Origin of the sequence: Mycobacterium bohemicum DSM 44277, from assembly GCF_001053185.1 — a bacterium.
GTDB lineage: Bacteria > Actinomycetota > Actinomycetes > Mycobacteriales > Mycobacteriaceae > Mycobacterium > Mycobacterium bohemicum.
Genome location: NZ_CSTD01000001.1, coordinates 1,842,402 through 1,867,435, shown reverse-complemented (window position 1 = coordinate 1,867,435; position 25,034 = coordinate 1,842,402). Strand labels below are relative to the sequence as shown.

General features: G+C 65.9%; 19 protein-coding genes and 3 rRNA genes. 8 read left to right on the top strand and 14 right to left on the bottom strand.

Annotated elements, in window-relative coordinates; genetic code table 11:
- The first annotated feature begins 153 nt into the window (after positions 1-153).
- Both BN971_RS08505 and glgB read left to right on the top strand, forming a co-directional pair.
- Entirely contained in the window at positions 154-2,271 is a 2,118-nt protein-coding gene (locus BN971_RS08505) for an alpha-1,4-glucan--maltose-1-phosphate maltosyltransferase (RefSeq protein WP_085183189.1), read from the top strand.
- A 1-nt stretch (position 2,272) separates the two neighbouring features.
- Positions 2,273-4,468 carry a 1,4-alpha-glucan branching protein GlgB gene (glgB, locus tag BN971_RS08500; RefSeq protein WP_085183190.1) on the top strand — a complete coding sequence of 732 codons (2,196 nt, stop codon included), beginning with the start codon at positions 2,273-2,275 and terminating at the stop codon, positions 4,466-4,468.
- 92 nt (positions 4,469-4,560) lie between these two features.
- Here the strand turns inward: glgB and BN971_RS08495 are convergent, their stop codons facing one another.
- Entirely contained in the window at positions 4,561-5,469 is a 909-nt protein-coding gene (locus BN971_RS08495; RefSeq protein WP_085183191.1) for a tetratricopeptide repeat protein, read from the bottom strand.
- A 154-nt stretch (positions 5,470-5,623) separates the two neighbouring features.
- On the bottom strand, positions 5,624-6,805 hold the full coding sequence (locus BN971_RS08490; RefSeq protein ID WP_085183192.1) for an acetyl-CoA C-acetyltransferase: 1,182 nt from the start codon (positions 6,803-6,805) through the stop codon (positions 5,624-5,626).
- 89 nt (positions 6,806-6,894) lie between these two features.
- Here BN971_RS08490 and mce point away from each other — a divergent pair, with 89 nt between their 5' ends.
- Positions 6,895-7,362, top strand: a complete 468-nt coding sequence (gene mce / locus BN971_RS08485) for a methylmalonyl-CoA epimerase (protein WP_085183193.1) — start codon at positions 6,895-6,897, stop codon at positions 7,360-7,362.
- 10 nt (positions 7,363-7,372) lie between these two features.
- On the opposite strand, the gene BN971_RS08480 is transcribed toward mce, so the two are convergent.
- Both BN971_RS08480 and nucS read right to left on the bottom strand, forming a co-directional pair.
- Positions 7,373-7,681, bottom strand: coding sequence for a hypothetical protein (locus BN971_RS08480; RefSeq protein ID WP_085183194.1), 309 nt, complete (start codon positions 7,679-7,681; stop codon positions 7,373-7,375).
- Between the two features lie 23 nt (positions 7,682-7,704).
- Positions 7,705-8,373 carry an endonuclease NucS gene (gene nucS / locus BN971_RS08475; protein ID WP_085183195.1) on the bottom strand — a complete coding sequence of 223 codons (669 nt, stop codon included), beginning with the start codon at positions 8,371-8,373 and terminating at the stop codon, positions 7,705-7,707.
- Between the two features lie 45 nt (positions 8,374-8,418).
- Between nucS and BN971_RS08470 the strand changes: the two genes are divergently transcribed.
- On the top strand, positions 8,419-10,032 hold the full coding sequence (locus tag BN971_RS08470; protein ID WP_085183196.1) for an adenylate/guanylate cyclase domain-containing protein: 1,614 nt from the start codon (positions 8,419-8,421) through the stop codon (positions 10,030-10,032).
- Positions 10,033-10,035: 3 nt separating this feature from the next.
- Here BN971_RS08470 and BN971_RS08465 read toward each other — a convergent pair whose 3' ends face one another.
- Entirely contained in the window at positions 10,036-10,791 is a 756-nt protein-coding gene (locus BN971_RS08465) for a class I SAM-dependent methyltransferase (RefSeq protein ID WP_245837065.1), read from the bottom strand.
- On the bottom strand, positions 10,788-11,744 hold the full coding sequence (locus BN971_RS08460) for a methylenetetrahydrofolate reductase (protein ID WP_085183198.1): 957 nt from the start codon (positions 11,742-11,744) through the stop codon (positions 10,788-10,790). The genes BN971_RS08465 and BN971_RS08460 overlap by 4 nt, the downstream gene beginning before the upstream one ends.
- 167 nt (positions 11,745-11,911) lie before the next feature.
- Between BN971_RS08460 and BN971_RS08455 the strand changes: the two genes are divergently transcribed.
- Both BN971_RS08455 and BN971_RS08450 read left to right on the top strand, forming a co-directional pair.
- Positions 11,912-13,399 carry a DNA-3-methyladenine glycosylase 2 family protein gene (locus BN971_RS08455; RefSeq protein ID WP_085183199.1) on the top strand — a complete coding sequence of 496 codons (1,488 nt, stop codon included), beginning with the start codon at positions 11,912-11,914 and terminating at the stop codon, positions 13,397-13,399.
- Positions 13,396-13,899 carry a methylated-DNA--[protein]-cysteine S-methyltransferase gene (locus tag BN971_RS08450; RefSeq protein ID WP_085183200.1) on the top strand — a complete coding sequence of 168 codons (504 nt, stop codon included), beginning with the start codon at positions 13,396-13,398 and terminating at the stop codon, positions 13,897-13,899. The genes BN971_RS08455 and BN971_RS08450 overlap by 4 nt, the downstream gene beginning before the upstream one ends.
- 44 nt (positions 13,900-13,943) lie before the next feature.
- Here the strand turns inward: BN971_RS08450 and rrf are convergent.
- From rrf to murA, 4 genes are all read right to left on the bottom strand, one after another.
- Positions 13,944-14,056 (bottom strand): 5S ribosomal RNA (gene rrf / locus BN971_RS08445).
- Between the two features lie 84 nt (positions 14,057-14,140).
- A 23S ribosomal RNA gene (locus BN971_RS08440) occupies positions 14,141-17,238 on the bottom strand.
- A gap of 274 nt (positions 17,239-17,512) precedes the next feature.
- Positions 17,513-19,044: ribosomal RNA gene (locus tag BN971_RS08435) — 16S ribosomal RNA — on the bottom strand.
- Together the 16S, 23S and 5S rRNA genes form the textbook arrangement of a ribosomal RNA operon.
- Positions 19,045-19,411: 367 nt before the next feature.
- The gene (murA, locus tag BN971_RS08430; protein ID WP_085183201.1) at positions 19,412-20,665 is read right to left on the bottom strand and encodes a UDP-N-acetylglucosamine 1-carboxyvinyltransferase; all 1,254 of its coding nucleotides are present in this window, start codon (positions 20,663-20,665) and stop codon (positions 19,412-19,414) included.
- 78 nt (positions 20,666-20,743) lie between these two features.
- On the opposite strand from murA, the gene BN971_RS08425 reads away from it, so the two are divergent.
- Together BN971_RS08425 and BN971_RS08420 are read left to right on the top strand one after the other, a co-directional pair.
- A complete protein-coding gene (locus tag BN971_RS08425; protein WP_085183202.1) occupies positions 20,744-21,328 on the top strand; it encodes a cob(I)yrinic acid a,c-diamide adenosyltransferase in 585 nt (194 codons plus the stop codon).
- A 28-nt stretch (positions 21,329-21,356) separates the two neighbouring features.
- Positions 21,357-21,779 carry a VOC family protein gene (locus BN971_RS08420; protein ID WP_211279844.1) on the top strand — a complete coding sequence of 141 codons (423 nt, stop codon included), beginning with the start codon at positions 21,357-21,359 and terminating at the stop codon, positions 21,777-21,779.
- On the opposite strand, the gene BN971_RS08415 is transcribed toward BN971_RS08420, so the two are convergent.
- From BN971_RS08415 to BN971_RS08400, 4 genes are read right to left on the bottom strand one after another with little or no spacing between them, the layout of a single operon-like run.
- Positions 21,776-22,219: a DUF2550 domain-containing protein gene (locus BN971_RS08415; RefSeq protein WP_085183204.1), complete on the bottom strand. Its 444-nt coding sequence runs from the start codon at positions 22,217-22,219 to the stop codon at positions 21,776-21,778. The genes BN971_RS08420 and BN971_RS08415 overlap by 4 nt on opposite strands.
- 6 nt (positions 22,220-22,225) lie before the next feature.
- On the bottom strand, positions 22,226-22,591 hold the full coding sequence (locus BN971_RS08410) for a F0F1 ATP synthase subunit epsilon (RefSeq protein ID WP_085183205.1): 366 nt from the start codon (positions 22,589-22,591) through the stop codon (positions 22,226-22,228).
- Between the two features lie 34 nt (positions 22,592-22,625).
- Positions 22,626-24,086: a F0F1 ATP synthase subunit beta gene (gene atpD / locus BN971_RS08405; protein WP_090350045.1), complete on the bottom strand. Its 1,461-nt coding sequence runs from the start codon at positions 24,084-24,086 to the stop codon at positions 22,626-22,628.
- A 33-nt stretch (positions 24,087-24,119) separates the two neighbouring features.
- Positions 24,120-25,031 (bottom strand): F0F1 ATP synthase subunit gamma, encoded by a 912-nt coding sequence (locus BN971_RS08400; protein WP_085183207.1) that lies wholly within the window; start codon positions 25,029-25,031, stop codon positions 24,120-24,122.
- Positions 25,032-25,034 lie beyond the last annotated feature (3 nt).

Genomic DNA, 25,034 nt, shown 5'->3' with positions numbered 1-25,034 from the left:
GGAAGTCCCACGACAGGAAGTCCGCCAGACGACAGGCATTCCGCGACGAGCACACCCGCGGTTTGGCCGCACACAAATTGAAACACTGCCGGCGACAATGCGGTCCGCGGAAGCGGACCGAGGAGGAGCCGGGCAAATTGAAATGGAGCGTTGGTGCCCGGTCGTGTCGAGATCGATAACGTCCAGCCCGTTGTGTCCTGCGGCGCGTACCCGGCCAAGGCCGTGGTCGGTGAGGTGGTCCCGGTCAGCGCCGCGGTGTGGCGTGAGGGCCACGAGGCGGTGGCCGCGACCCTGGTGGTCCGCTATCACGGCGCCAGGTACCCGCAGCCCAGCGAGACCCGCCGCATCAAGGCGGTGCAGGCCCCCGAGAAACCACTGGAATCCACGGCGTCCGACGGTGCCGAGCAGCAGCGCATCAAACCCTTGATGTTCCCGATGACCGAGGGTCAGGAACCCTACGTGTTCCACGGCCACTTCACGCCCGACCGGGTCGGACTGTGGACCTTCCGGGTGGACGGATGGGGGGACCCGATCCACAGCTGGCGCCACGGGCTGGTCGCCAAGCTCGAGGCCGGCCAGGGTGAGACGGAGCTGTCCAACGACCTGCTGATCGGCGCCGCGCTGTTCGAGCGCGCCGCCACCGGCGTGCCACGCGCCGTGCGCGAACCCTTGCTGGCGGTGGCGACGGCGTTGCACAGCCCCGGGGACCCGGTGACACGCACCGCGCTCGCGCTTTCCCCGGAGGTCGAAGAGCTGCTGGCCACCTACCCGCTGCGGGACCTGGTCACCCGGGGTGAGCAGTACGGGGTGTGGGTGGACCGGCCGCTGGCCCGGTTCGGCTCCTGGTATGAGATGTTTCCGCGCTCCACCGGCGGCTGGGACGCCGACGGCAAGCCCGTGCACGGCACCTTCGCCACGGCGGCCAAACAGCTGCCGCGCATCGCGGAGATGGGCTTCGACGTCGTCTACCTGCCCCCGATCCACCCGATCGGCAAGGTACACCGCAAGGGGCGCAACAACTCTCCCACCGCCGCCCCCGGGGACGTGGGCTCGCCATGGGCGATCGGCAGCGACGAGGGCGGCCACGACGCGGTCCACCCGGCGCTGGGCACCATCGACGATTTCGACGAGTTCGTTTCCGCCGCAAGGGATTTGGGCATGGAGGTAGCGCTGGACCTGGCGCTGCAGTGCGCACCCGACCACCCCTGGGCCCGCCAGCACCGCAACTGGTTCACCGAGCTGCCCGACGGCACCATCGCGTACGCGGAGAATCCGCCGAAGAAGTACCAGGACATCTACCCGCTGAACTTCGACAACGATCCCGCGGGCCTGTACGACGAGGTGCTGCGGATCGTCCGGCACTGGATGGACCACGGGGTGAAGTTCTTTCGCGTGGACAACCCACACACCAAGCCGCCGAACTTCTGGGCGTGGCTGATCGGGCAGGTCAAGAGCATCGACCCCGACGTGCTGTTCCTCTCCGAGGCCTTCACCCCGCCGGCCCGGCAGTACGGCCTGGCCAAGCTCGGGTTCACGCAGTCCTACAGCTATTTCACGTGGCGCACGGCCAAGCAGGAACTTACCGAATTCGGCGAAGCGATCGCCGCCGCCGCGGACTTCCGGCGCCCCAATCTGTTCGTGAACACGCCCGACATCCTGCACGCGATCCTGCAGCACAACGGGCCGGGCATGTTCGCCATCCGCGCCGTGCTGGCCGGCACCATGGGCCCGGCCTGGGGCGTGTACTCGGGCTACGAGCTGTTCGAGCACCGGGCGGTTCGCGAGGGCAGCGAGGAGTACCTGAACTCGGAGAAGTACGAGCTGCGGCCCCGCGACTTCGAGGGTGCGCTGGCCGAGGGCCGCTCGTTGGAGCCGTTCATCGCGCGGCTCAACGAAATCCGCCGTCTCCACCCCGCGCTCCAGCAGCTGCGCACCATTCACTTCCACAGCGTGGACAACGACGCGCTATTGGCCTACAGCAAATTCGACCCCGCGTCCGGCGACTGCGTGTTGGTGGTGGTGACGCTCAACGCCTTCGGCGCCGAGGAAGCCACGCTGTTTTTGGACATGGCGGCATTGGGTATGGAGCCTTACGAACGATTTTGGGTACGAGACGAGCTCACCGGCCAGGAATTCCAATGGGGCCAAGCGAACTACATCCGCCTCGACCCGGCACGAGCGGTGGCGCATGTGATCAACATGCCACTCATTCCGCAGGAGTTCCGGATGACGCTGCTCCGCAGGCCGCCACACGGACCGGAGGGATTGTGACATGAGCCAAGCCGATCAACTCGCCAAGACGCACCTGGCCCCCGACCACGAGGAGCTGTCGCTCCTGCTGGCCGGTGCGCATTACAACCCGCACGGCGTTCTGGGCGCCCACGAGTACGGCGACCACACCGTCATCCGCGCGTTCCGGCCGCACGCCGAAGAGGTTGTCGCGCTGGTGGGCAAGGACCGTTTCCCGTTGCAGCACATCGAGGCCGGCCTGTTCGCCGTCGCGCTGCCGTTCGTCAACCTGATCGACTACCGGCTGGAGATCACCTACCCGGGCGGTGAACCGTACGTCGTCGCCGACGCCTATCGCTTCCTGCCGACACTCGGCGAGGTGGATCTGCACCTGTTCGGCGAGGGCCGCCACGAGCGGCTCTGGGAAGTGCTCGGCGCGCATGCCCGTTCGTTCACCACGGCCGACGGCGAGGTGACCGGGGTGTCGTTCGCGGTGTGGGCCCCCAACGCCAAGGGCGTGAACCTGATCGGCGAGTTCAACGGCTGGACCGGCAACGACGCCCCCATGCGGGTGCTGGGCTCCTCGGGAGTGTGGGAACTGTTCTGGCCCGACTTCCCGGAGGAGGGCCTCTACAAGTTCCGTGTGCACGGCGCCGACGGGGTCGTGACCGAGCGGGCCGACCCCATGGCGTTCGCCACCGAGGTCCCGCCGCACACCGCCTCGCGGGTGACGCGCAGCAGGTACACGTGGAACGACGCCGACTGGATGGCCCGGCGCGCGCAGCGCAACCCGGTGTTCGAGCCCATGAGCACCTACGAGGTCCACCTGGGCTCCTGGCGTCCCGGTCTGAGCTACCGCGAACTCGCCCACCAGCTCACGGCTTACGTTGTCGACCACGGATTCACCCACGTGGAGTTGCTGCCGGTCGCCGAGCACCCGTTCGCCGGATCGTGGGGCTACCAGGTCACCTCGTACTATGCGCCGACGTCTCGATTCGGCACGCCCGACGACTTCCGCGTGTTGGTCGACGCTCTGCACCAGGCGGGCATCGGCGTCATCGTCGACTGGGTGCCGGCGCACTTCCCGAAGGACGCGTGGGCGCTGGGGCGCTTCGACGGCACCCCGCTCTACGAACACTCCGATCCCAAGCGCGGCGAGCAACTCGACTGGGGCACTTACGTGTTCGATTTCGGCCGGCGCGAGGTGCGTAATTTCCTGGTGGCCAACGCGCTGTACTGGCTGGAGGAGTTCCACGTCGACGGTCTGCGCGTGGACGCCGTCGCGTCGATGCTCTACCTGGACTACTCGCGGCCCGCGGGCGGCTGGACGCCGAACATCTACGGCGGCCGGGAGAACCTGGAGGCGGTGCAGTTCCTGCAGGAGATGAACGCCACCGCGCACAAGGCGGCGCCCGGGATCGTCACGATAGCCGAGGAGTCCACCTCCTGGCCGGGCGTAACGCGGCCGACAAGCCTTGGCGGCCTTGGTTTTTCGATGAAGTGGAACATGGGCTGGATGCACGACACGCTCGATTACATCAGCCGCGACCCGATCCACCGCAGCTACCACCACGGCGAGATCACCTTCTCCATGCTCTACGCCTACAGCGAGAACTTCGTGCTGCCGATCAGCCACGACGAGGTGGTGCACGGCAAGGGCACGCTGTGGGGCCGGATGCCGGGCAACAACCACACCAAGGCCGCGGGCCTGCGCAGCCTGCTGGCCTACCAGTGGGCGCACCCGGGCAAACAATTGCTGTTCATGGGGCAGGAATTCGGGCAGCGGGCCGAGTGGTCCGAACAGAACGGGCTGGACTGGTGGCAGCTCGACGAACAAGGCTTCTCCAACGGCATCCTGCGCATGGTGCGCGACATCAACGCCATCTACAGCAGCCACCCGGCCCTGTGGAGCCAGGACACCATCCCCGACGGCTACTCCTGGATCGACGCCAACGACTCGGCGAACAACGTGCTGAGCTTCCTGAGGTACGGCAGCGACGGCTCGGTGATGGCCTGCGTGTTCAACTTTTCGGGCAGCGAGCACGGCGACTATCGGGTCGGTTTGCCGTCGGCCGGCCGCTGGCGCGAGGTCCTCAACACCGACGCGACCGACTACAACGGCTCGGGCATCGGCAACATGGGCGGCGTCGACGCCACCGACGACCCGTGGCACGGCCGCCCGGCCTCGGCGGTGCTGGTGTTGCCGCCCACGTCGGCGTTGTGGCTCGAGCCGGAGTAGAGGGCGCACGGGCCTGACGGCCCTCGCGAGCAGACGCAGAATCGCATAAATCTTTCGATTTTCGTGCGATCTGCGTCTGCTCGGCGGTGACCTCAGTACAGGGCGTTGGCGAGGTTGCGCCGTCCGGCGACCACCTCTGGGTCGGCCGGATCGAACAGCTCGAACAGCTCGATCAGCCGGGTGCGCACCCGGGTGCGCTCGTCCCCGGAAGTGTTGCGCACCAGCGCGGTCAGGCGCTGAAACGCCGCGGTCACATCCTGGTTGAGGATCTGCACGTCGGCGGCCGCGAACGCGGCGTCGATGTCGCCGGGCGCGGCGTCGGCGACGGCGACGGCGTCCGGGCGTTGCGCGGTCGCGCGCGCAAGGAAGTCGATCTGGCGGATTGCGCCCTTGGCCTCCGCGCTGCCGGGATCACCATCCAGGATGGCCTGATACGCCGTCTTGGCCGCCTCGAAGTCGCCGGCATCCAGGTGCTCGCGGGCCGCGGCCAGCGCGGGGTCGACCGCCTCTGCCTCCTCTGAACCGCTTGCGCCCCTGAGCTTTCCGGCCGTTGCGGACAGCAGCGAGTCCACCCAGCGACGCAATTGGTCGGCGGGTTGCACGCCCTGGAAGCTGGACAGCGGCTGCCCGGCGGCCAGCGCCACGACGGTGGGGACCGCGTCGATGCCGAATATCTGGGCCACCCGGGGCGACACGTCGACGTTGACGGCCGCCAACGCCCACTTCCCCGCGTCCTCGGCGGCCAGGCCGGCGAGCGTCTCGACCAGCTCGACGCACGCGTCGCTGCGCGGCGACCACAGCGCCACCACCACGGGCACTTCCTCCGAGCGGATGATGACTTCGGCCTCGAAGTTGGCCTCGGTGATCTCGACGGCGGTGCCCGACGGAGCGGGTCCCGAGCGTCCCGTCGCCGTGGCTTGCTGCTGGGCCCGCTGCTTGAGACCGGAGAGATCGACCGCACCGGCCAGCGCGGGCCCGATAGAGGGTCGCGGACGCGTCACGCCGTCAAGTCTGGCATGCCGATCGGGGCCCCATCCACCCGGACCGGCCGCCGCTCGCCGACGGCGAAATCTGCTCCCGGCCACCCCCGGTGACGGAAATCACAAACGCCGCCGGAGGCCTCCGCCGGCAGCGCAGACGCCGCCGCACAGCAAACTAACCGGCCCGCAGGATCAGGGCGTCGCCCTGCCCGCCGGCGCCGCAGAGGGCGGCAACTCCGTAGCCGGAGCCGCGGCGCTTGAGCTCCAGCGCCACGTGCAGTGCGATGCGGGCCCCCGACATCCCGATGGGGTGGCCCACGGCGATCGCGCCGCCGTTGACGTTGACGATGTCGGGGTCGACGCCGAGCTCGCGGGTCGAGGCCAAGGCCACGGCCGCAAACGCCTCGTTGATCTCCACGACGTCGAGCCGGTCGACGGGAATGCCCTCGCGGCCGAGCGCCTTCTTGATCGCGTTGGCCGGCTGCGACTGGAGCGTGGAATCGGGGCCGGCAACCACGCCGTGGGCCCCGATCTCGGCGAGCCAGGTCAGGCCCAACTGCTGGGCCTTTTCCTTCTTCATGACCACGACGGCGGCCGCACCGTCGGAGATCTGCGACGCCGAACCGGCGGTGATGGTGCCGTCGCGCCGGAACGCGGGCTTCAGGCCGGCCAGCGACTCCGCGGTGGTGTTCGCCCGGATCCCCTCGTCCTCGGCGAACTGCAGCGCGTCACCCTTGCGTTGCGGGATGGTGACCGGAACCACCTCGTCGGCAAACACGCCGTCCTTCCAGGCCGCGGCCGCCCGCTGGTGCGAGCGCGCGGCGTATTCGTCCTGCTCGGCGCGGGTGAACTTGTCGAGGTCGTTGCGCTGCTCGGTCAGCGCGCCCATCGGCTGATCGGTGAACACGTCGTGCAGGCCGTCGTAGGCCATGTGGTCGAGCACCGTGACGTCGCCGTACTTGTAACCCGCGCGACTGTCCATCAGCAGGTGTGGCGCCTTGGTCATGGATTCCTGGCCGCCGGCCACCACCACGTCGAACTCCCCGGCGCGAATGAGCTGGTCGGCCAGGGCGATGGCGTCGATGCCGGACAGGCACATCTTGTTGATGGTCAGCGCCGGCACGTCCCAGCCGATGCCGGCGCCCACCGCGGACTGTCGCGCCGGCATCTGGCCGGCCCCGGCCGTCAGGACCTGGCCCATGATCACGTACTCGACCTGCGACGCCGGCACGCCCGCCTTCTCCAGCGCCCCGGCGATCGCGATGGCACCCAGGTCGCTGCCCGAGAAATCCTTCAGCGAGCCCATCAATTTTCCGATGGGTGTCCGTGCTCCAGCAACGATCACCGACGTCGTCATCACTGTCTCCTCACGCCTACCGGGCGGTCGCTAAACGGCCAATTCCGCTCCCCGACGAAGCGGAATCTTTGCCGCCAGGTTACCTTTATGTGATGACGACCGATCAAGTTGACGCCCGTCAGGTCCTGGCCACCGCGCTGGTGACGGCGATCGATCACGTCGGCATCGCAGTCGCCGACCTGGACGCGGCAATCACCTGGTACCACGACCACCTCGGCATGATTCTGGTGCACGAGGAGATCAACGAAGACCAGGGCATCCGCGAGGCGATGCTGGCGGCGCGCGGGGCCCCGACCGGCACCGCGCAGATCCAGCTGATGGCCCCGATCGACGAGTCGTCGACCATCGCGAAGTTCATCGACAAGCGCGGCCCCGGCATCCAGCAGATGGCCGTGCGGGTCAGCAACCTCGACGCCATGTGCGAGCAGCTGCAGGCGCAAAACGTCCGGCTGGTCTACGAGGCGCCCCGGCGCGGCACAGCAAACTCGCGGATCAACTTCATCCACCCCAAGGACGCCGGCGGGGTACTCATCGAGCTCGTCGAACCGGCCTGCTAGCGCCGGTCGCTCACGACCATTTCCGGGTCGGGCCGCGGGTGGCGCGGTGGCCCCAGCACGGGGTGTGCCAGTGCCGCCGGTCTTCCACCGATCCCGAATCGCCCCCGAACGGCGAGTCGATCGGCCACACCACCAGATGGGCAGTGCCCGAACGTATTTCGTGATCGCAACCGGGGCACCGGTAGGTCTTGACCGCGCGGGCCGCGGCCACCGGACGGACCTCGTAGGAGTGGCCGTCGGGCCCGATCTCCACCCGGCGCGGCGCCGGCAGGGGCGGCAGCGACCGTCGCCGGCGTGACGGTGGGCGGCGCGCAGCCATGCGGCCAGTGTATGCGGGCGCCTTCAGAACAGCCGGTATTCGTCGCTGTCCATCCCGCGCATCTGGTCGTAATCCAGTGTCAGACAACGAATGCCGCGATCGACTGCCAGCGTTCGCGCCTGCGGCTTGATCTGCTGCGCGGCGAACACCCCCTTGACCGGCGCCAGCACGCTGTCGCGGTTGAGCAGTTCGAGGTAGCGGGTGAGCTGCTCGACGCCGTCGATCTCACCGCGCCGCTTGACCTCCACCGCCACGCAGCCGCCCCGTTCGTCCCGGCACAGCAGGTCGACGGGCCCGATGGCGGTCATGTACTCCCGGCGGATCAACGTGTACCCGTCACCCAGCAGCTGCACATGCTCGGCGAGCAGGGCCTGCAGGTGCGCCTCGACCCCGTCCTTGACCAATCCGGGGTCGACGCCCAGATCGTGGCTCGAGTCGTGCTCGATCTCCTCGACGGTGATGCGTAGCTGTTCGCCCGCCTTGTTCTCCACCACCCACACGGGCGCCTCGCCGGGTTCCTCGATCAGCCAGCACGGCGGGCTCATCCAGTTGAGCGGCTTGTAGGCCCGGTCATCGGCGTGCACACTGACCGAACCGTCGGCCTTGAAAAGCAACAGCCGGCGCGCGGACGGCAGATGCGCGGTGAGCCGGCCGACGTAATCAACGGTGCACTGGGCGATCACTAGACGCACCCGACTCACCTTAGATCGTGACCGACCAAATAGGCTGGCGGCACCATGTCGGCCCACCAGTCCGTAGCTCAACGCCTGGGCCGGGTGCTCGAGGCTGTGACCCGTCAGAGTGGCCGGCTGTCGGAAACGCCTGCCTACGGCTCGCTGCTGCTCGGGCGGGTCACGGAAAGCCAGGCCCGCCGGCGCGTGCGCATCCAGCTCATCCTGACCGTCTTCATCCTGGTGGCCAACCTGATCGGGATCGGGGTGGCGATACTGCTGCTCACCGTCGCCTACCCGAGCCCCAGCGTCTTCAGCGACGCGCCGGCGTGGATCACCTTCGGCGTGTCGCCCGCGTACATCGTCGTCGCGCTGGCGTTCGGAACATTCCTGATCACCCGACAAACGTTGGCCGCGCTGCGGTGGGCCATCGAAGAGCGCAAGCCGACGCCCGAGGACGAAGGCGCCACCTTCCTGGCGCCGTTCCGGCTGGCGCTCGGCGTGCTGATCCTCTGGGGCATCGGCGCGGCGCTGTTGACGACGCTCTACGGGCTGGTCAACACCACCTTCATTCCCATCGTCGGTTTTCCGGTCAGCTTCTGTGGCATCTTGGTGGCCACCGCGTGCTACCTGTTCACCGAGTTCGCGTTACGGCCGGTCGCGGCCCAGGCGCTCGAGGCCGGCAGGGCGCCCAAGCGGCTGGCGCCGGGCATCATGGGCCGGACCATGACGGTGTGGGCACTGAGCTCCGGGGTCCCGGTTTTCGGCATCGCATTGACCGCGTTCTTCGCGCTCACGCTCAAGAACTTGACCGAGACGCAGCTCGCAGTCGCGGTCCTGATCCTGGCGACGGCCACACTGATCTTCGGCTGCCTGCTGATGTGGATCCTGGCCTGGCTCACCGCCACGCCGGTTCGGGTGGTGCGCGCCGCGCTGAGGCGCGTCGAGCAGGGCGACCTGCGGGGCGACCTGGTGGTGTTCGACGGTACCGAACTCGGCGAGTTGCAGCGCGGATTCAACGCGATGGTCGACGGCCTGCGCGAGCGCGAACGGGTGCGGGATCTCTTCGGCCGCCACGTGGGGCGCGAAGTCGCCCTGGCCGCCGAGCGGGAGCGGCCGAAACTCGGTGGGGAGGAACGCCACGTCGCCGTCCTGTTCATCGACATCGTCGGTTCCACGAAGCTGGTGACCAGCTGGCCCGCGGCCGAGATCGTCAAGCTGCTCAACCGATTCTTCGGGATCGTCGTCGAAGAGGTGGACCGCCATTGCGGGCTGGTCAACAAGTTCGAGGGCGACGCGACGCTGGCCATCTTCGGCGCACCGAATCACCTTGACAGTCCCGAGGATCAGGCGCTGTCGACCGCCCGCTGCATCCGCGATCGCCTCTGCCGCGAGATCTCGGAATGTCGGGCGGGCATCGGGGTGGCGGCGGGGCAGGTCGTCGCCGGCAACGTCGGCGCCCGAGAGCGGTTCGAGTACACCGTGATCGGCGAACCGGTCAACGAGGCGGCCCGGCTCTGCGAGCTCGCCAAGTCGCACCCGGGCCTGCTGTTGACGACGGCGGGCACCCTGGAGGGGGCGAGTGAATCCGAGCGTGCCCGTTGGTCGTTGGGCAAGACCGTGACGCTGCGTGGGCACGAGCACCCCACGCAACTGGCTTCACCCGCCGACCGCGGGTGAGGCTCACGCGTGGCGCAATACCAGCAATTCGCCGGTGAGCGTCCCGTCCTCGAGCAGCCGGCCGATCGTCGAACTCTGGCGTTCGGCCAACTGCCAGGCCTCCGTGTCCCCGTAGCGCTCGGCGAGCTTCTCGGTCACCGCGTCGATGCGTGCATCCCAGTCCTCCGGAATCTCCGGCAGATCGGCCGTACCCAGGCGCTTCTCGACGCGAAGGGAGGACCGCCCCACCAGATCGAGCAGGCCGTCGGGCGTCGGGAAATGGTTCTCCGGCAGCTCATCAGGACTGATCTCGCGGTGGATCACGAAGACCAGCAGGCCGATTCGCCCACCGGGCCGCACCGTGCGCCGCAGTTCCGCCAGCAGCGCGGGTTGGTCCGGCGTCGTGCACAACACCCCCAGCGACCACGCGGCGTCGAAGCTGCGATCCGCCAGCGGCAGCGCCGACGCGTCGGCGCGCACGACCGGATAGCCGAACAGCCGCTGCGCGGCGCGGCACGCGCCGGCTTCGGGTTCGGCAAGCACGGGCGCAACCGAGCGCGATTGCACGGCATACGCGGCGGGACCGCCGACGCCGGCCCCGCAGTCCAGGAGCGAGGCCCCGGCTGCCAGGTCCATGTGACCGATCAGCCAGTCCAGCGCGGCCGGACTGCCGCTGCCCCGGCATCCCGCCGGGATGTGGTACTCGGGGCCGAGGTCGGCGGCGACCCGTGCGTTCCACTCCGCGACGGTGTCGAACTCTGCATCCATAGCTTCGGTCACGAGGCCTCCTTCCGCACGCGGCGACCAACTTCCGCTTTAATCTCCGCGCCGACGCGGGCGCCCGACGCCGAGGCAAGCCCCGAAATGTTCACCCCGTCAACGCCATCAATGGACAGTAGCGTCCGTGCCTCATCGACCGCCGCCGCGATGCCGGCCGCCACCGGATCGGCCGCACCCAGGACCCGCTCGATCAGTTCCCCGTCCAGTCCGACGCCCGGCAAGCCCTCGAGCACCGCCGCCGACACGCTGTCGGTGAACACCGCGACCGCGGCGATCACCGGGATGACCAACCCCAGCGATCGGGCCGCCTTGGTGAATTCGGCCACTACGTCGGGAGACGGCACATGGTTGAGCACGGCCACGCCGGCCCCGGCCCGCTGCTTTTCCACCAGGCGGGCGGGGCGGGCGTGCACGGGTGGCGCGGTGGGCGTTTCGGGCACCGCCGGAACCATGTCGAGCGCGGCCGCCAGCGACACCAACCGCGGCCCGTCGAGATCGAACGTCTGCGTGACTTCCGGGCGGACGTCGTAGCCGCGTCCGTCCCCGGTCACACAGAGTGCGGTGTCTACCCCGATGGCCTTCAGCCCCCGCAGCTCCTGCTCGAGGACGACCCGGTTCCGGTCCCGGCATGACAGGGTGATCCACGGGGTCACACCGGCGTCCAGGAGTAAGGAACCCATCAACGTGGGCGGAAAATCGGGCTTGTTCTGATGCTCACCGACCAGAACGGCGTCGCACCCGGGCGCCAGGACGGAGGCCGTTGCCGCGACGGCTCCACGATCGAAGGGCGTGCAACTGAAATCGGCGAGCACCAGGGGCGCGCGCACCGGCCGCGGTGCGCGCGGTTCGACCGGGTCGCCCGACCACGGCACCACATCGCCGAATGAACAAGGACCCGGACGCATTTCGCACTGACCGTCGTGGCGCACCCCGCCGCAGGGGCCGAACTCCATCCGTTTCGGACACCCCAGCTCCGCCGTCAACGTCACCCCTTTTGCGCGTAAATGGTCCCAGGCGGGTACCCCGTGGGATGCGAGCGCAAGCGCTCGCGTTGGCCGCCGCCCACTGCCATGTCGCTTTTCCGCTAGTTTTGTCGGCGCCGGGGTGTAACTGTGGAGGCGTGCACGACGATTTCGAACGCTGCTACCGGGCCGTCCAGTCCAAGGACGCCCGATTCGACGGCTGGTTCGTCACGGCCGTGCTGACGACCCGGATCTATTGCCGGCCCAGTTGCCCGGTCCGCCCGCCGTTCGCCCGCAACGTCCGGTTCTATCCGAGCGCCGCGGCGGCCCAGCGGGCGGGCTTCCGGGCGTGCAAACGGTGCCGTCCCGACGCGTCGCCGGGCTCGCCGGAATGGAACGTGCGCGGCGACGTCGTGGCCCGCGCGATGCGGCTGATCGCCGATGGCACCGTGGACCGTGAGGGCGTCGGCGGCCTGGCCGCCCACCTCGGTTACACGGCCCGCCAGCTGGAACGGCTGCTGCGGGCCGAGGTCGGCGCCGGACCGCTCGCGCTGGCCCGCGCCCAACGGGCCCAGACGGCCCGCGTGCTGATCGAGACCACCGAGCTGCCGTTCGGCGACGTCGCGTTCGCCGCCGGGTTCGCCAGCATCCGCCAGTTCAACGACACCGTGCTCTCGGTGTTCGAAATCTCCCCGACGGCCCTGCGGCGACAGGCGGCGGCCCGACCGACCCCCGTCGCCGCGTCACCAGGTGCCGTCTGCCTGCGGCTGCCCGTGCGGACGCCGTTCGCCTACGAAGGCGTGTTCGGCCACCTGGCGGCAGGCGCCGCGCCCGGATGCGAGGAGGTCCGCGGCGGTTCGTACCGGCGCAGCCTGCGGCTACCCTGCGGCAATGCCGTGGTCGCGCTGACGCCCGCGGTGGACCACGTACGCTGCGCGCTTGTCCTCGACGACTTCCGCGACCTCACCACCGCCATCGCCCGCTGCCGGCGGCTGCTGGACCTCGACGCCGACCCGGAGGCCGTGCTGGACGCGCTGTCGGGGGACCCACAGCTGGCGCCGGCGGTGAAAAAGGCTCCCGGACAACGTATTCCCCGCACGGTCGACGAGACGGAACTCGCCGTGCGGGCCGTGCTCGCCCAACAGGTGTCGACGAGGGCCGCGCGGACCCACGCCGGCCGGCTGGTCGCGGCCTACGGTCAACCGATTCGTGACCCCGACGGCGGGCTGACCCACACCTTCCCCGACGTCGGGCAACTCGCCGAGATCGACCCCGCGCACCTGGCCGTCCCCAAGACTCGGCGGCGGACCCTGACCGCACTGGTCGGCGGCCTCGCCGACGGAAGCATCGCGCTGGATTCGGGCAGCGACTGGGAACGGGCCCGAACGCAGCTGCTGGAAGTGCCTGGCATCGGCCCCTGGACCGCGGAAGTCATCGCGATGCGCGGCCTCGGCGACCCGGACGCCTTCCCCGCCGGTGACCTGGGCCTGCGGTTGGCCGCCAAGGAACTCGGCCTGCCCACGGCGGAGCGACAACTGGCCGCTCACAGCGCGCGGTGGCGGCCCTGGCGCTCCTACGCCACCCAGCACCTGTGGAGCACCCTCGATCATCCCGTAAACCATTGGCCACCAAAGGAGGCCGCATGATCCGTTACCGCACCATCGACAGCCCAATCGGACCGCTGACGCTGGCCGGCCGCGACTCGGTGCTGACGCACCTGCGGATGGTCGACCAGACCCACGAGCCGAGCCGCGCCGACTGGTCCCCGGACCCTGGGGCGTTCGCCGACGTCGTCGACCAATTGGCGGCCTACTTCGCCGGCGACCTCACCGACTTCGACATCAGGTTCGATCTCGGCGGGACGCAATTCCAGCGGCGGGTCTGGCAGGCGCTGCTGACGATTCCCTACGGCGAGACCAGATCGTACGGGCAAATCGCCCAACAGATCGGCGCCCCCGGCTCGGCGCGGGCGGTGGGATTGGCCAACGGACACAACCCCATCGCCATCGTGGTTCCGTGCCACCGCGTGATCGGCGCCGGCGGAGGCCTCACCGGATACGGCGGCGGACTGGACCGGAAGCGGACCCTCCTGGAATTGGAGAAAAGGCGCGCGTCGACGAATTTGATGCTGTTCGACCGGCTTTAGGAGAATGCAAAAACACCCCCGTTGCCGGGGGCGTTTTTGTGTATGTTCGGCGGTGTCCTACTTTTCCACCCAGTCGGGCAGTATCATCGGCGCTGACAGGCTTAGCTTCCGGGTTCGGAATGGGACCGGGCGTTTCCCTGTCGCTGTGGCCGCCGTAACTCTATTTAAATTTGGGTATCGGTGGGGGGTGTGGTGTCCACGTCAATAATGACATGGGCATGGATATGTGGTTGCGATGTGTGTTGGTAAGTTTTCGGCCGGTTAGTGCCAGTTCCCTGCACCCATTACTGAGCTTCCAGGTCTGGCCTATCGAACCCGTGTTCTGCGGGGGGCCTTATCCCTCTAAAAGGGTGAGAAACCTGATCTTGGAGAAGGTTTCCCGCTTAGATGCTTTCAGCGGTTATCCTGTCCGAACGTGGCTATCCAGCGGTGCCCCTGGTGGGACAACTGGTATACCAGAGGTTCGTCCGTCCCGGTCCTCTCGTACTAGGGACAGGTTTCCTCAAGTTTCTGACGCGCGCGGCGGATAGAGACCGAACTGTCTCACGACGTTCTAAACCCAGCTCGCGTGCCGCTTTAATGGGCGAACAGCCCAACCCTTGGGACCTGCTCCAGCCCCAGGATGCGACGAGCCGACATCGAGGTGCCAAACCATCCCGTCGATATGGACTCTTGGGGAAGATCAGCCTGTTATCCCCGGGGTACCTTTTATCCGTTGAGCGACACCCCTTCCACTCGGGGGTGCCGGATCACTAATCCCGACTTTCGTCCCTGCTTGACTTGTAAGTCTCGCAGTCAAGCTCCCTTGTGCATTTACACTCAACACCTGATTGCCGTCCAGGTTGAGGGAACCTTTGGGCGCCTCCGTTACATTTTAGGAGGCAACCGCCCCAGTTAAACTACCCACCAGGCACTGTCCGTGAACCGGATATACGGTTCGACGTTAGGTATCCAATACGATCAGAGTGGTATTTCAACAACGACTCCGCCCCAACTGGCGTTGAGGTTTCACAGTCTCCCACCTATCCTACACAAACCGTACCGAACACCAATACCAAGTTGTAGTGAAGGTCCCGGGGTCTTTTCGTCCTGCCGCGCGTAACGAGCATCTTTACTCGTAGTGCAATTTCGCCGAGTCTATGGTTGAGACAGTTGAGAAGTCGTTACGCCATTCGTGCAGGTCGGAACTTACCCGACAAGGAATTTCGCTACCTTAGGATGGTTATAGTTACCACCGCCGTTTACTGGGGCTTAAATTCTCCGCTTCACCTTACGGTTAACGGGTCCTCTTAACCTTCCAGCACCGGGCAGGCGTCAGTCCGTATACATCGTCTTGCGACTTCGCACGGACCTGTGTTTTTAGTAAACAGTCGCTTCTCACTGGTTTCTGCGACCGGATTCCGCTCCCAGCGCAGGCTGTTCACGGTGTTCCGGCCCCCCTTCTCCCGAAGTTACGGGGGTATTTTGCCGAGTTCCTTAACCATAGTTATCTCGTACGCCTCGGTATTCTCTACCTGACCACCTGTGTCGGTTTGGGGTACGGGCCGTGTGTGAACTCGCTAGAGGCTTTTCTTGGCAGCAGAGGCTCACCGAATTCGCCTCAATCGGCTATGCATCACCTCTCAGGATTAATGAGCGACGGATTTGCCTATCGCTCTCCCTACAGGTTTGCCCCAGTATTACCACTGACTGGTACGGCTACCTTCCTGCGTCACCCCATCGCTTGACTACTACCAGCGAAGGTCCCATGCAGCCGGCGATCCTCGCACCCCGAAGGGATTGATAGACCACCATTTGGATGGTTAGTACCGCTGATTCATCAGGGACGCGCACACACGGGTACGGGAATATCAACCCGTTGTCCATCGACTACGCCTGTCGGCCTCGCCTTAGGTCCCGACTCACCCTGGGCGGACTGGCCTGGCCCAGGAACCCTTGGTCTTACGGCGGGCAAGGTTCTCACTTGCCTTATCGCTACTCATGCCTGCATTCTCACTCCCCCACCCTCCACCACCGGTCACCCGATGGCTTCGCTGAATGAGGGACGCTCCCCTACCCAACCTTGCGGTTGCCGCGGCTTCGGCGGTGTGCTTGAGCCCCGCTACATTATCGGCGCACAATCACTTGACCAGTGAGCTATTACGCACTCTTTCAAGGGTGGCTGCTTCTAAGCCAACCTCCTGGTTGTCTCTGCGACTGCACATCCTTTCCCACTTAGCACACGCTTAGGGGCCTTAGCCGGCGATCTGGGCTGTTTCCCTTTCGACGTACGGAGCTTATCCCCCGCCGTCTCACTGCCACGCTATACACCACGGCATTCGGAGTTTGGCTGACGTCAGTAACCTAGTAGGGCCCATCGGCCATCCAGTAGCTCTACCTCCGTGGTGAAACACGCAACGCTGCACCTAAATGCATTTCGGGGAGAACCAGCTATCACGGAGTTTGATTGGCCTTTCACCCCTACCCACAACTCATCCCCTCAGTCTTCAACCTAAGTGGGTTCGGGCCTCCACGCGGTCTTACCCGCGCTTCACCCTGGCCATGGGTAGATCACTCCGCTTCGGGTCCAGAACATGCCACTACACCCCAAAGGGGATGCGCCCTATTCAGACTCGCTTTCGCTGCGGCTACCCCACACGGGTTAACCTCGCGACATGTCCCTGACTCGCAGGCTCATTCTTCAAAAGGCACGCCATCACCCCACGAGGAGGCTCTGACGGATTGTAGGCACACGGTTTCAGGTACTATTTCACTCCCCTCCCGGGGTACTTTTCACCATTCCCTCACGGTACTAATCCGCTATCGGTCATCGAGAAGTATTTAGGCTTACCGGGTGGTCCCGGCAGATTCACAGCAGATTCCACGGGCCCGCTGCTACTCGGGAGTTGATACAAGGCAGGTGCCGGGTTTTCGCGTACCGGGCTCTCACCGTCTACGGCAGACCATCCCAGGCCATTTCCGCTAACCACGACACTTTCTGACTGCCCCTCAGCCAGGTAGAGCTGAGACATACCAATCCCACAACCCCGCACACACAACCCCTACCCGGTTATCCATGCATGCGGTTTAGCCTGTTCCGCGTTCGCTCGCCACTACTGACGGAATCACAATTGTTTTCTTCTCCTACGGGTACTGAGATGTTTCACTTCCCCGCGTTACCTCCCGCACCCTATATATTCAGATACGGGTAACACGACATCACTCGTGCTGGGTTTCCCCATTCGGAAATCCTCGGATCAACGCTCGGTTGACAGCTCCCCGAGGCATATCGCAGCCTCCCACGTCCTTCATCGGCTCTCGATGCCAAGGCATCCACCATGCGCCCTTAGACACTTACTTACACACAGAAATCAATAAAGAAATTACACAAATGAACACGCGCCAAGGGGCAGCGCATTCATTAGATGCTCGCAACCACTATCCAATACTCAAACACCACACCCCACCACCAAGATGGAGGGACACCACTCAGACAGACCGAGTGTTGTCTCAGGGCCCAATAGTGTGTCTGGCGAACGTTTGCTGTTGCGCACCCGGCCCCCGCCCACTACAGGCGGGAACCCCTCACGGCTCACACCCCACCAATTGGGGTGTTTTTCGTGGTGCTCCTTAGAAAGGAGGTGATCCAGCCGCACCTTCCGGTACGGCTACCTTGTTACGACTTCGTCCCAATCGCCGATCCCACCTTCGACAGCTCCCTCCCAAAGGGTTAGGCCACTGGCTTCGGGTGTTACCGACTTTCATGACGTGACGGGCGGTGTGTACAAGGCCCGGGAACGTATTCACCGCAGCGTTGCTGATCTGCGATTACTAGCGACTCCGACTTCACGGGGTCGAGTTGCAGACCCCGATCCGAACTGAGACCGGCTTTAAAAGGATTCGCTTAACCTTGCGGCATCGCAGCCCTTTGTACCGGCCATTGTAGCATGTGTGAAGCCCTGGACATAAGGGGCATGATGACTTGACGTCATCCCCACCTTCCTCCGAGTTGACCCCGGCAGTCTCTCACGAGTCCCCGGCATTACCCGCTGGCAACATGAGACAAGGGTTGCGCTCGTTGCGGGACTTAACCCAACATCTCACGACACGAGCTGACGACAGCCATGCACCACCTGCACACAGGCCACAAGGGAACGCCTATCTCTAGACGCGTCCTGTGCATGTCAAACCCAGGTAAGGTTCTTCGCGTTGCATCGAATTAATCCACATGCTCCGCCGCTTGTGCGGGCCCCCGTCAATTCCTTTGAGTTTTAGCCTTGCGGCCGTACTCCCCAGGCGGGGTACTTAATGCGTTAGCTACGGCACGGATCCCAAGGAAGGAAACCCACACCTAGTACCCACCGTTTACGGCGTGGACTACCAGGGTATCTAATCCTGTTCGCTCCCCACGCTTTCGCTCCTCAGCGTCAGTTACTGCCCAGAGACCCGCCTTCGCCACCGGTGTTCCTCCTGATATCTGCGCATTCCACCGCTACACCAGGAATTCCAGTCTCCCCTGCAGTACTCTAGTCTGCCCGTATCGCCCGCACGCTCACAGTTAAGCCGTGAGATTTCACGAACAACGCGACAAACCACCTACGAGCTCTTTACGCCCAGTAATTCCGGACAACGCTCGCACCCTACGTATTACCGCGGCTGCTGGCACGTAGTTGGCCGGTGCTTCTTCTCCACCTACCGTCAATCCGAGAAACCCCGGACCTTCGTCGATGGTGAAAGAGGTTTACAACCCGAAGGCCGTCATCCCCCACGCGGCGTCGCTGCATCAGGCTTGCGCCCATTGTGCAATATTCCCCACTGCTGCCTCCCGTAGGAGTCTGGGCCGTATCTCAGTCCCAGTGTGGCCGGACACCCTCTCAGGCCGGCTACCCGTCGTCGCCTTGGTAGGCCATCACCCCACCAACAAGCTGATAGGCCGCGGGCCCATCCCACACCGCAAAAGCTTTCCACCACAAGGCATGCGCCTCGAGGTCATATCCGGTATTAGACCCAGTTTCCCAGGCTTATCCCGAAGTGCAGGGCAGATTGCCCACGTGTTACTCACCCGTTCGCCACTCGAGTATCTCCGAAGAGACCTTTCCGTTCGACTTGCATGTGTTAAGCACGCCGCCAGCGTTCGTCCTGAGCCAGGATCAAACTCTCCAAACAAAATCTCCTCGATAACGAGGTGAATTCAAATCAGAGATAACCTGACAAGACGTCATTACTGACATCTAAATAACGACCACACCCACACACGGGGAGTGTGAGGTGCGGTCAAAAACAACAACAAACAATTACACCAAACACACTATTGAGTTCTCAAACAACACTTGTTCCGCCCGCTTCCGGGCAACCCTGCCAGCTTAATATCAGTCTGGCGGGGGCGTCAAGCCCCAATTTTGGTCATCCTGTAAGTCGGAGACCGCTTCGGGGCAGCCGTGCCAGGCTAGTACCGATCCGGCGAGGGAGTCAAGTGGCCCCAGGTTTCGATCTCCATGGAGTGGCGATCGCGCTTGTGGGGCACTGACTTTGGCTACTCTACCCGCTCGATCTCGGCTCCCAAAATCGCCAGGTTTTCCACGAACAACGGGTAGCCGCGATCGATGTGGAACACGTCGTGGACCTCGGTGTCACCGTCGGCGACCAGCCCCGCCAACACCAGGCCGGCGCCGGCGCGGATGTCCGAGCACCACACCGGCGCGCTGGACAATTGCGGGAGGCCCCGGACCACGGCGTGATGGCCGTCAGTGCGCGCGTCGGCGCCCAGGCGGATCATCTCTTCGACAAATCGGAACCGGGCCTCGAACACGTTCTCGGTGATCATCGACGTGCCATCGGCGATGGAGGCCAGGGCGATAGCCATCGGCTGCAGGTCGGTCGGGAATCCGGGGAACGGCAGCGTTGCGACGTTGACGGCCTTGGGCCGCTCGTACTGGGTGATCCGAAAGCTGTTGTCGGTCTGGGTGACCGTGGCGCCGGCGTCGTGCAGTTTGTGCAGCACCACCTGCAGGTGCGCCGGGTCGACGCCGGTCACGGAGATGTCCCCGCGCGTCATCGCCGCGGCGATGCCCCAGGTGGCGGCGACGATGCGGTCCCCGATCACCCGGTGCTCGGTCGGATGCAGGCGCGGCACGCCGGTGATGGTCATGGTCGGCGAACCCGCACCCTCGACCCGCGCCCCCATCTGGTTGAGCATGGTGCACAGGTCGACGACGTCGGGCTCGCGCGCCGCATTGTGGATCGTCGTCACGCCCTCGGCCAGGACCGCGGCCATCAGGATGTTCTCGGTGGCCCCCACCGAAGGGAATTCCAACTGAATCTCGGCCCCCCGCAACGTGTCCGCCTGAGCGACCACGCAGCCGTGCTCGATGTTGCATTGCGCGCCCAGCTGCCGCAGCCCGGCCTGGTGCATGTCCAGGGGACGCGATCCGATCGCGTCGCCGCCGGGCAGCGCCACCCTGGCCCGCTTGCACCGCCCGACCAGCGGCCCCAGCACGCAGACCGAGGCCCGGAACTGCCGCACCGCCGCGAAGTCGGCGTCGTACTTCGGCTCGTCCGGCGAGGTGATCCGGGCGACGTCGCCGTCGAGTTCCACGGTCGCGCCCAGGCCGCGCAACACCTCGGCCATGAGCGGAACGTCCAGGATGTCGGGGCAGTTCGTGATCGTGCTGGTGCCCTCGGCCAGCAGCGTCGCGGCCATGAGCTTGAGCACGCTGTTCTTGGCGCCCCCCACTGCGACTTCGCCGGACAACCGGTTACCGCCGGTCACCACGAATCGCTCAGCCACCCGGGTCAGTTTAGTGATGCGGTACCGGCTTGTCAGTCAGCCCGCTTGACGACGATGCGCGCCTTGTACCGTTTGCTCATGGCTATACACCTGACCCGCATCTATACGCGCACCGGTGACGACGGGACCACCGGATTGAGCGACTTCTCGCGGGTCTCCAAGAACGACCCGCGGCTGGTGGCGTACGCCGACTGCGACGAGGCCAACTCCGCGATCGGCGTCGCGATCGCCTTGGGACAGCCCGACGAAACGCTTGCCGGGTTGCTGCGGCAAGTCCAGAACGACCTGTTCGACGCCGGTGCGGACCTGTCCACCCCCGTGGTGGAAAACCCGCAATATCCGCCGCTTCGGGTGACCCAGCCCTACATCGATCGGCTCGAACGCTGGTGCGACGAGTACAACGAGCCGCTGCCGGCGCTCAATTCCTTTGTGCTGCCGGGTGGTTCACCCCTGTCGGCGCTCCTGCACGTCGCCCGCACGGTGGTGCGGCGGGCGGAGCGCTCGGCGTGGGCCGCGGTCAACGCCGCGCCGGACACCATGAGCGCGCTGCCGGCGAAATACCTCAACCGCCTGTCCGATCTGCTGTTCATCCTGGCGCGCGCGGCCAATCCCGAGGGCGACGTGTTGTGGAAACCGGGCGGCGGCGCGGCCGACGGCGGATAGCATGCGACGCAATCGGTCGATACCGCCGGTGACGGTGATCCCCGTGCTCGTCTATCCCGACGTCAGGGCGGCGGTGGACTGGCTCACCGCGGCGTTCGGCTTTACCGAGCGCACGCGGATCGGCGACAGCCACCGGGCGCAGATGAGCGTCGGCGCGGGCGGCGCGGTGATCGTGGCGGACGCGGCCGGTGAGCGGCAACCGCCCCGGCCCGAGAGCGTGACGCACGAGATCAAGGTGCGCGTCGACGACGTCGCCGCCCAGTTCGAGCGCGCGCGAGCGGCCGGGGCCACGGTTCTGGAGCCGCCCACCGACCGCGAATACGGCGAGCGGGAATGTACCGTTGCGGATCTCGCCGGGCACCGCTGGCAGTTCAGCGAAACGCTGCGCGACGTGGCCCCGGAAGAGTATGGCTGCCAAACGATTTCGCCGTGGCCGGGGGCAGACGGCTAGACGCTGCGGCGGCGGGCCCGCGGGGACGGGCGCGACTCCAGCCACGACAGGAACGCGGTCAGCGCGCCACGGTCGAGGGCAAGCTCGTAACCGGACCGGCGGTCCTGAGTGGTGTCGCGCAACTCCAGGACGACGATCTCATGGGTCATGATGTCGAACTCGTCGCCGCGGGGCGCGCGCCGGGCCACGATCTCCACGCCCCTGCGGCTGAGCCGGCGGTCCGGCCACAGGCGCAGACTGGACAGCCGGTAAAACGCGGCTTCGCCGCCGCGGTAACGGATTACGCCGTGCCGCCAGCCGTGACCCCCGACCGCGGGAATGTCGCGCATGATGCCCGCCGTCCCGCCCTGGCGCAGCTTCCACAATCGGTAGCTCAGGGCGACGACGGCGGCGGCCAACACGACGACGAGCACGACCATGCCGTTCATGGGCGCGCTCATCGAGGGTCAGTCGATCGCGCCGACGGCGCGCAACCTGGCTCGGCCGCGCGCCGCGATGCGAGGATCGTCGGACTCCGAATCCTCTCTGGCGGAGCTCTCGTCGATCTCCGACTCGAACTCCGCCGACTCCGCCAGGACGGTGACCGACTCCTCGGTCACCGACAAGAATCCGCCGTCGACCGCGATCCGCAGGTCGTCCTCACCCTCGCGTTCGACGCGGACCATGGCGTCGTCGACCAACTGAGCGACCAGCGGAATGTGGTGGGGCAGTATGCCGATCTCCCCCGCGGTGGTGCGGGTGAACAGGAACGTCCCCTCACCCGACCAGATCTTGCGGTCGACGGCGACGATCTCGATGTTCAACTCGGCCATGGCACAGCGCCTTTCACAAGCTTGTTACCGATCCTCAGGAGTCGAGCTTGGCGCCGAAGCTCTCGGCCTTCTTGGCCAGGTCGTCGAGGCCGCCGATCAAGAAGAACGCCTGCTCGGGAATGTGGTCGAACTCGCCCTTGGTCAGCCTGTCGAACGCCTCGATGGTCTCCTTCACCGGGACCGTCGAGCCGGGCTGGCCGGTGAACTGCTCGGCCGCCATCATGTTCTGCGACAGGAAGCGCTCGATGCGCCGCGCGCGCTGGACGAGCTGCTTGTCTTCCTCGGACAGCTCGTCGATGCCGAGGATCGCGATGATGTCCTGAAGGTCCTTGTAGCGCTGCAGGATCCGGATGACCTCTTGCGCCACCCGGTAGTGCTCATCGCCGACGACGCTCGGGTCGAGGATCGTCGAGCTCGAGGCCAGCGGGTCCACCGCGGGGAAGATGCCCTTGGAGAACACCGAACGCGACAACTCGGTGGTGGCGTCGAGGTGGGCGAACGTCGTCGCGGGCGCCGGGTCGGTGTAGTCGTCGGCGGGCACGTAGACCGCCTGCATCGACGTGATCGAGCGGCCGCGGGTGGACGTGATGCGCTCCTGCAGCTCACCCATCTCGTCGGCCAGGGTGGGCTGGTAACCCACCGCCGACGGCATTCGGCCGAGCAGCGTGGAGACCTCGGACCCCGCCTGGGTGAACCGGAAGATGTTGTCGATGAACAGCAGCACGTCCTGGCCGGCCTCGTCACGGAACCACTCGGCCATCGTCAGAGCCGAGAGCGCGACCCGCATACGGGTGCCGGGCGGTTCGTCCATCTGACCGAACACCAGCGCCGTGTCCTTGAGCACGTCGGCTTCCTTGAGCTCGACCCAGAGGTCGTTACCCTCACGGGTGCGCTCCCCGACGCCGGCGAACACCGACGTGCCGCCGAAGTTCCGGGCGATGCGGTTGATCATCTCCTGGATCAGCACCGTCTTGCCCACGCCGGCACCGCCGAACAGCGCGATCTTGCCGCCGCGGACGTACGGGGTGAGCAGGTCCACGACCTTCAGGCCGGTCTCGAGCATCTCGGTGCGGGGCTCGAGGTCCTCGAACGCGGGCGGCTTGCGGTGGATGGACCAGTGGTCGAAGTCCTCGCCGTACCCGGGCTCGTCCAGACACTTTCCCAGGGCATTGAACACGTGGCCCTTGACGGCCTCGCCGACGGGCACGGAGATCGACCTGCCGGAGTCGGTGACCTCGACGCCGCGCACCAGGCCGTCGGTGGGCTGCATCGAGATGGCGCGAACCAGGTTGTCGCCCAGGTGTTGTGCGACCTCGAGCGTCAGCGTCTTCTTGAGTTCCTCGAAGGTGATCTCCGCGTTGAGCGCGTTGAACAGCTCCGGGACGGAACCGCGGGGGAACTCGACGTCGACGACGGGGCCGGTGATCCGGACGACCCGGCCGCTGGTCTCGCCGTTGGTCGACTTCTTGTCGGTCTTCTCGTCGGTGCTTTGGATAGTAGCAGCCATAATCTTCTTCTTCCTCGTGTGCTACTTAGCATCGGCGAGCGCGTTTGCGCCGCCAACGATTTCGCTGATTTCCTGGGTGATCTGAGCCTGCCGCTCGCGGTTTGCCATCAGCGTCAGCTCTTTGATCAAGTCGTCGGCGTTGTCGGTGGCCGACTTCATCGCGCGCTGCCGCGACGCCAGCTCCGATGCCGCGGATTCCAGCAGTGCCGCGTAGACGCGCGTCGTGATGTACCGGGGCAGCAACGCCTCGAAAAGCGTTGTGGCGCCGGGCTCGAACGAGTACAGGGTGTGCAGCTCCTCGGGCTCTTCGACATACTCCACGATCAGCGGGGCGATGCGGTGGGCCACCGCCGCCTGCGACATCATCGACTTGAACTCCGAGTACACGACGTGCAGTTCGTCGACGCCCTGCTCGTCGCCGGTCTGATCGTCGTCGCCCGCGCCCTTCATGAAGGTATCGACCAAGGTCGAGGCGATCTCCGCGGCGTCTTCATACGAGGGTTGCTCGGAGAATCCCGTCCACGATTCGGTGATGTCCCAGTTGCGGAACCTGAAGTAATTCAGCGCCTTACGGCCCACCGTGTACACCACCGGCGTCTTGCCTTCCTCCCGCAACAGGGAGAACAGCTCCTCGGAGCGGCGGAAGATGCCGGAGTTGTGCGCGCCGCACAGACCGCGGTCGGAGGAGACCACCAGGACTCCCGCCCGCTTGGGTTCTGCCCTCTCGACCAGCAGCGGGTGGTCGAGTGCGGCCTCGGCGGACAGGGTGGTGAGCATCGCGGTGATCTGAAAGGCATAGGGCCGTGCGGATTCCAACCGCGCCTGCGCCCTGCCGATGCGCGAGGTCGCGATCATCTCCTGGGCCTTGGTGATCTTCTTGATCGACCCCGCGGAGCGAATCCGGCCCCGTAGTTCCCGAAGTGTGGCAGCCATTGT

Bases quoted from the DNA above. Each gene is read 5' to 3' on its own strand.
- glgB (WP_085183190.1), top strand. From the start codon at position 2,273: ATGAGCCAAGCCGATCAACTCGCCAAGACGCACCTGGCCCCCGACCAC.
- BN971_RS08425 (WP_085183202.1), top strand. From the start codon at position 20,744: ATGGCTATACACCTGACCCGCATCTATACGCGCACCGGTGACGACGGG.
- BN971_RS08410 (WP_085183205.1), bottom strand. From the start codon at position 22,591: ATGGCCGAGTTGAACATCGAGATCGTCGCCGTCGACCGCAAGATCTGG.
- BN971_RS08400 (WP_085183207.1), bottom strand. From the start codon at position 25,031: ATGGCTGCCACACTTCGGGAACTACGGGGCCGGATTCGCTCCGCGGGG.
- BN971_RS08460 (WP_085183198.1), bottom strand. From the start codon at position 11,744: ATGGAGTTCGGCCCCTGCGGCGGGGTGCGCCACGACGGTCAGTGCGAA.
- BN971_RS08470 (WP_085183196.1), top strand. From the start codon at position 8,419: ATGTCGGCCCACCAGTCCGTAGCTCAACGCCTGGGCCGGGTGCTCGAG.
- BN971_RS08450 (WP_085183200.1), top strand. From the start codon at position 13,396: ATGATCCGTTACCGCACCATCGACAGCCCAATCGGACCGCTGACGCTG.
- BN971_RS08490 (WP_085183192.1), bottom strand. From the start codon at position 6,805: ATGACGACGTCGGTGATCGTTGCTGGAGCACGGACACCCATCGGAAAA.
- BN971_RS08480 (WP_085183194.1), bottom strand. From the start codon at position 7,681: ATGGCTGCGCGCCGCCCACCGTCACGCCGGCGACGGTCGCTGCCGCCC.
- BN971_RS08415 (WP_085183204.1), bottom strand. From the start codon at position 22,219: ATGAGCGCGCCCATGAACGGCATGGTCGTGCTCGTCGTCGTGTTGGCC.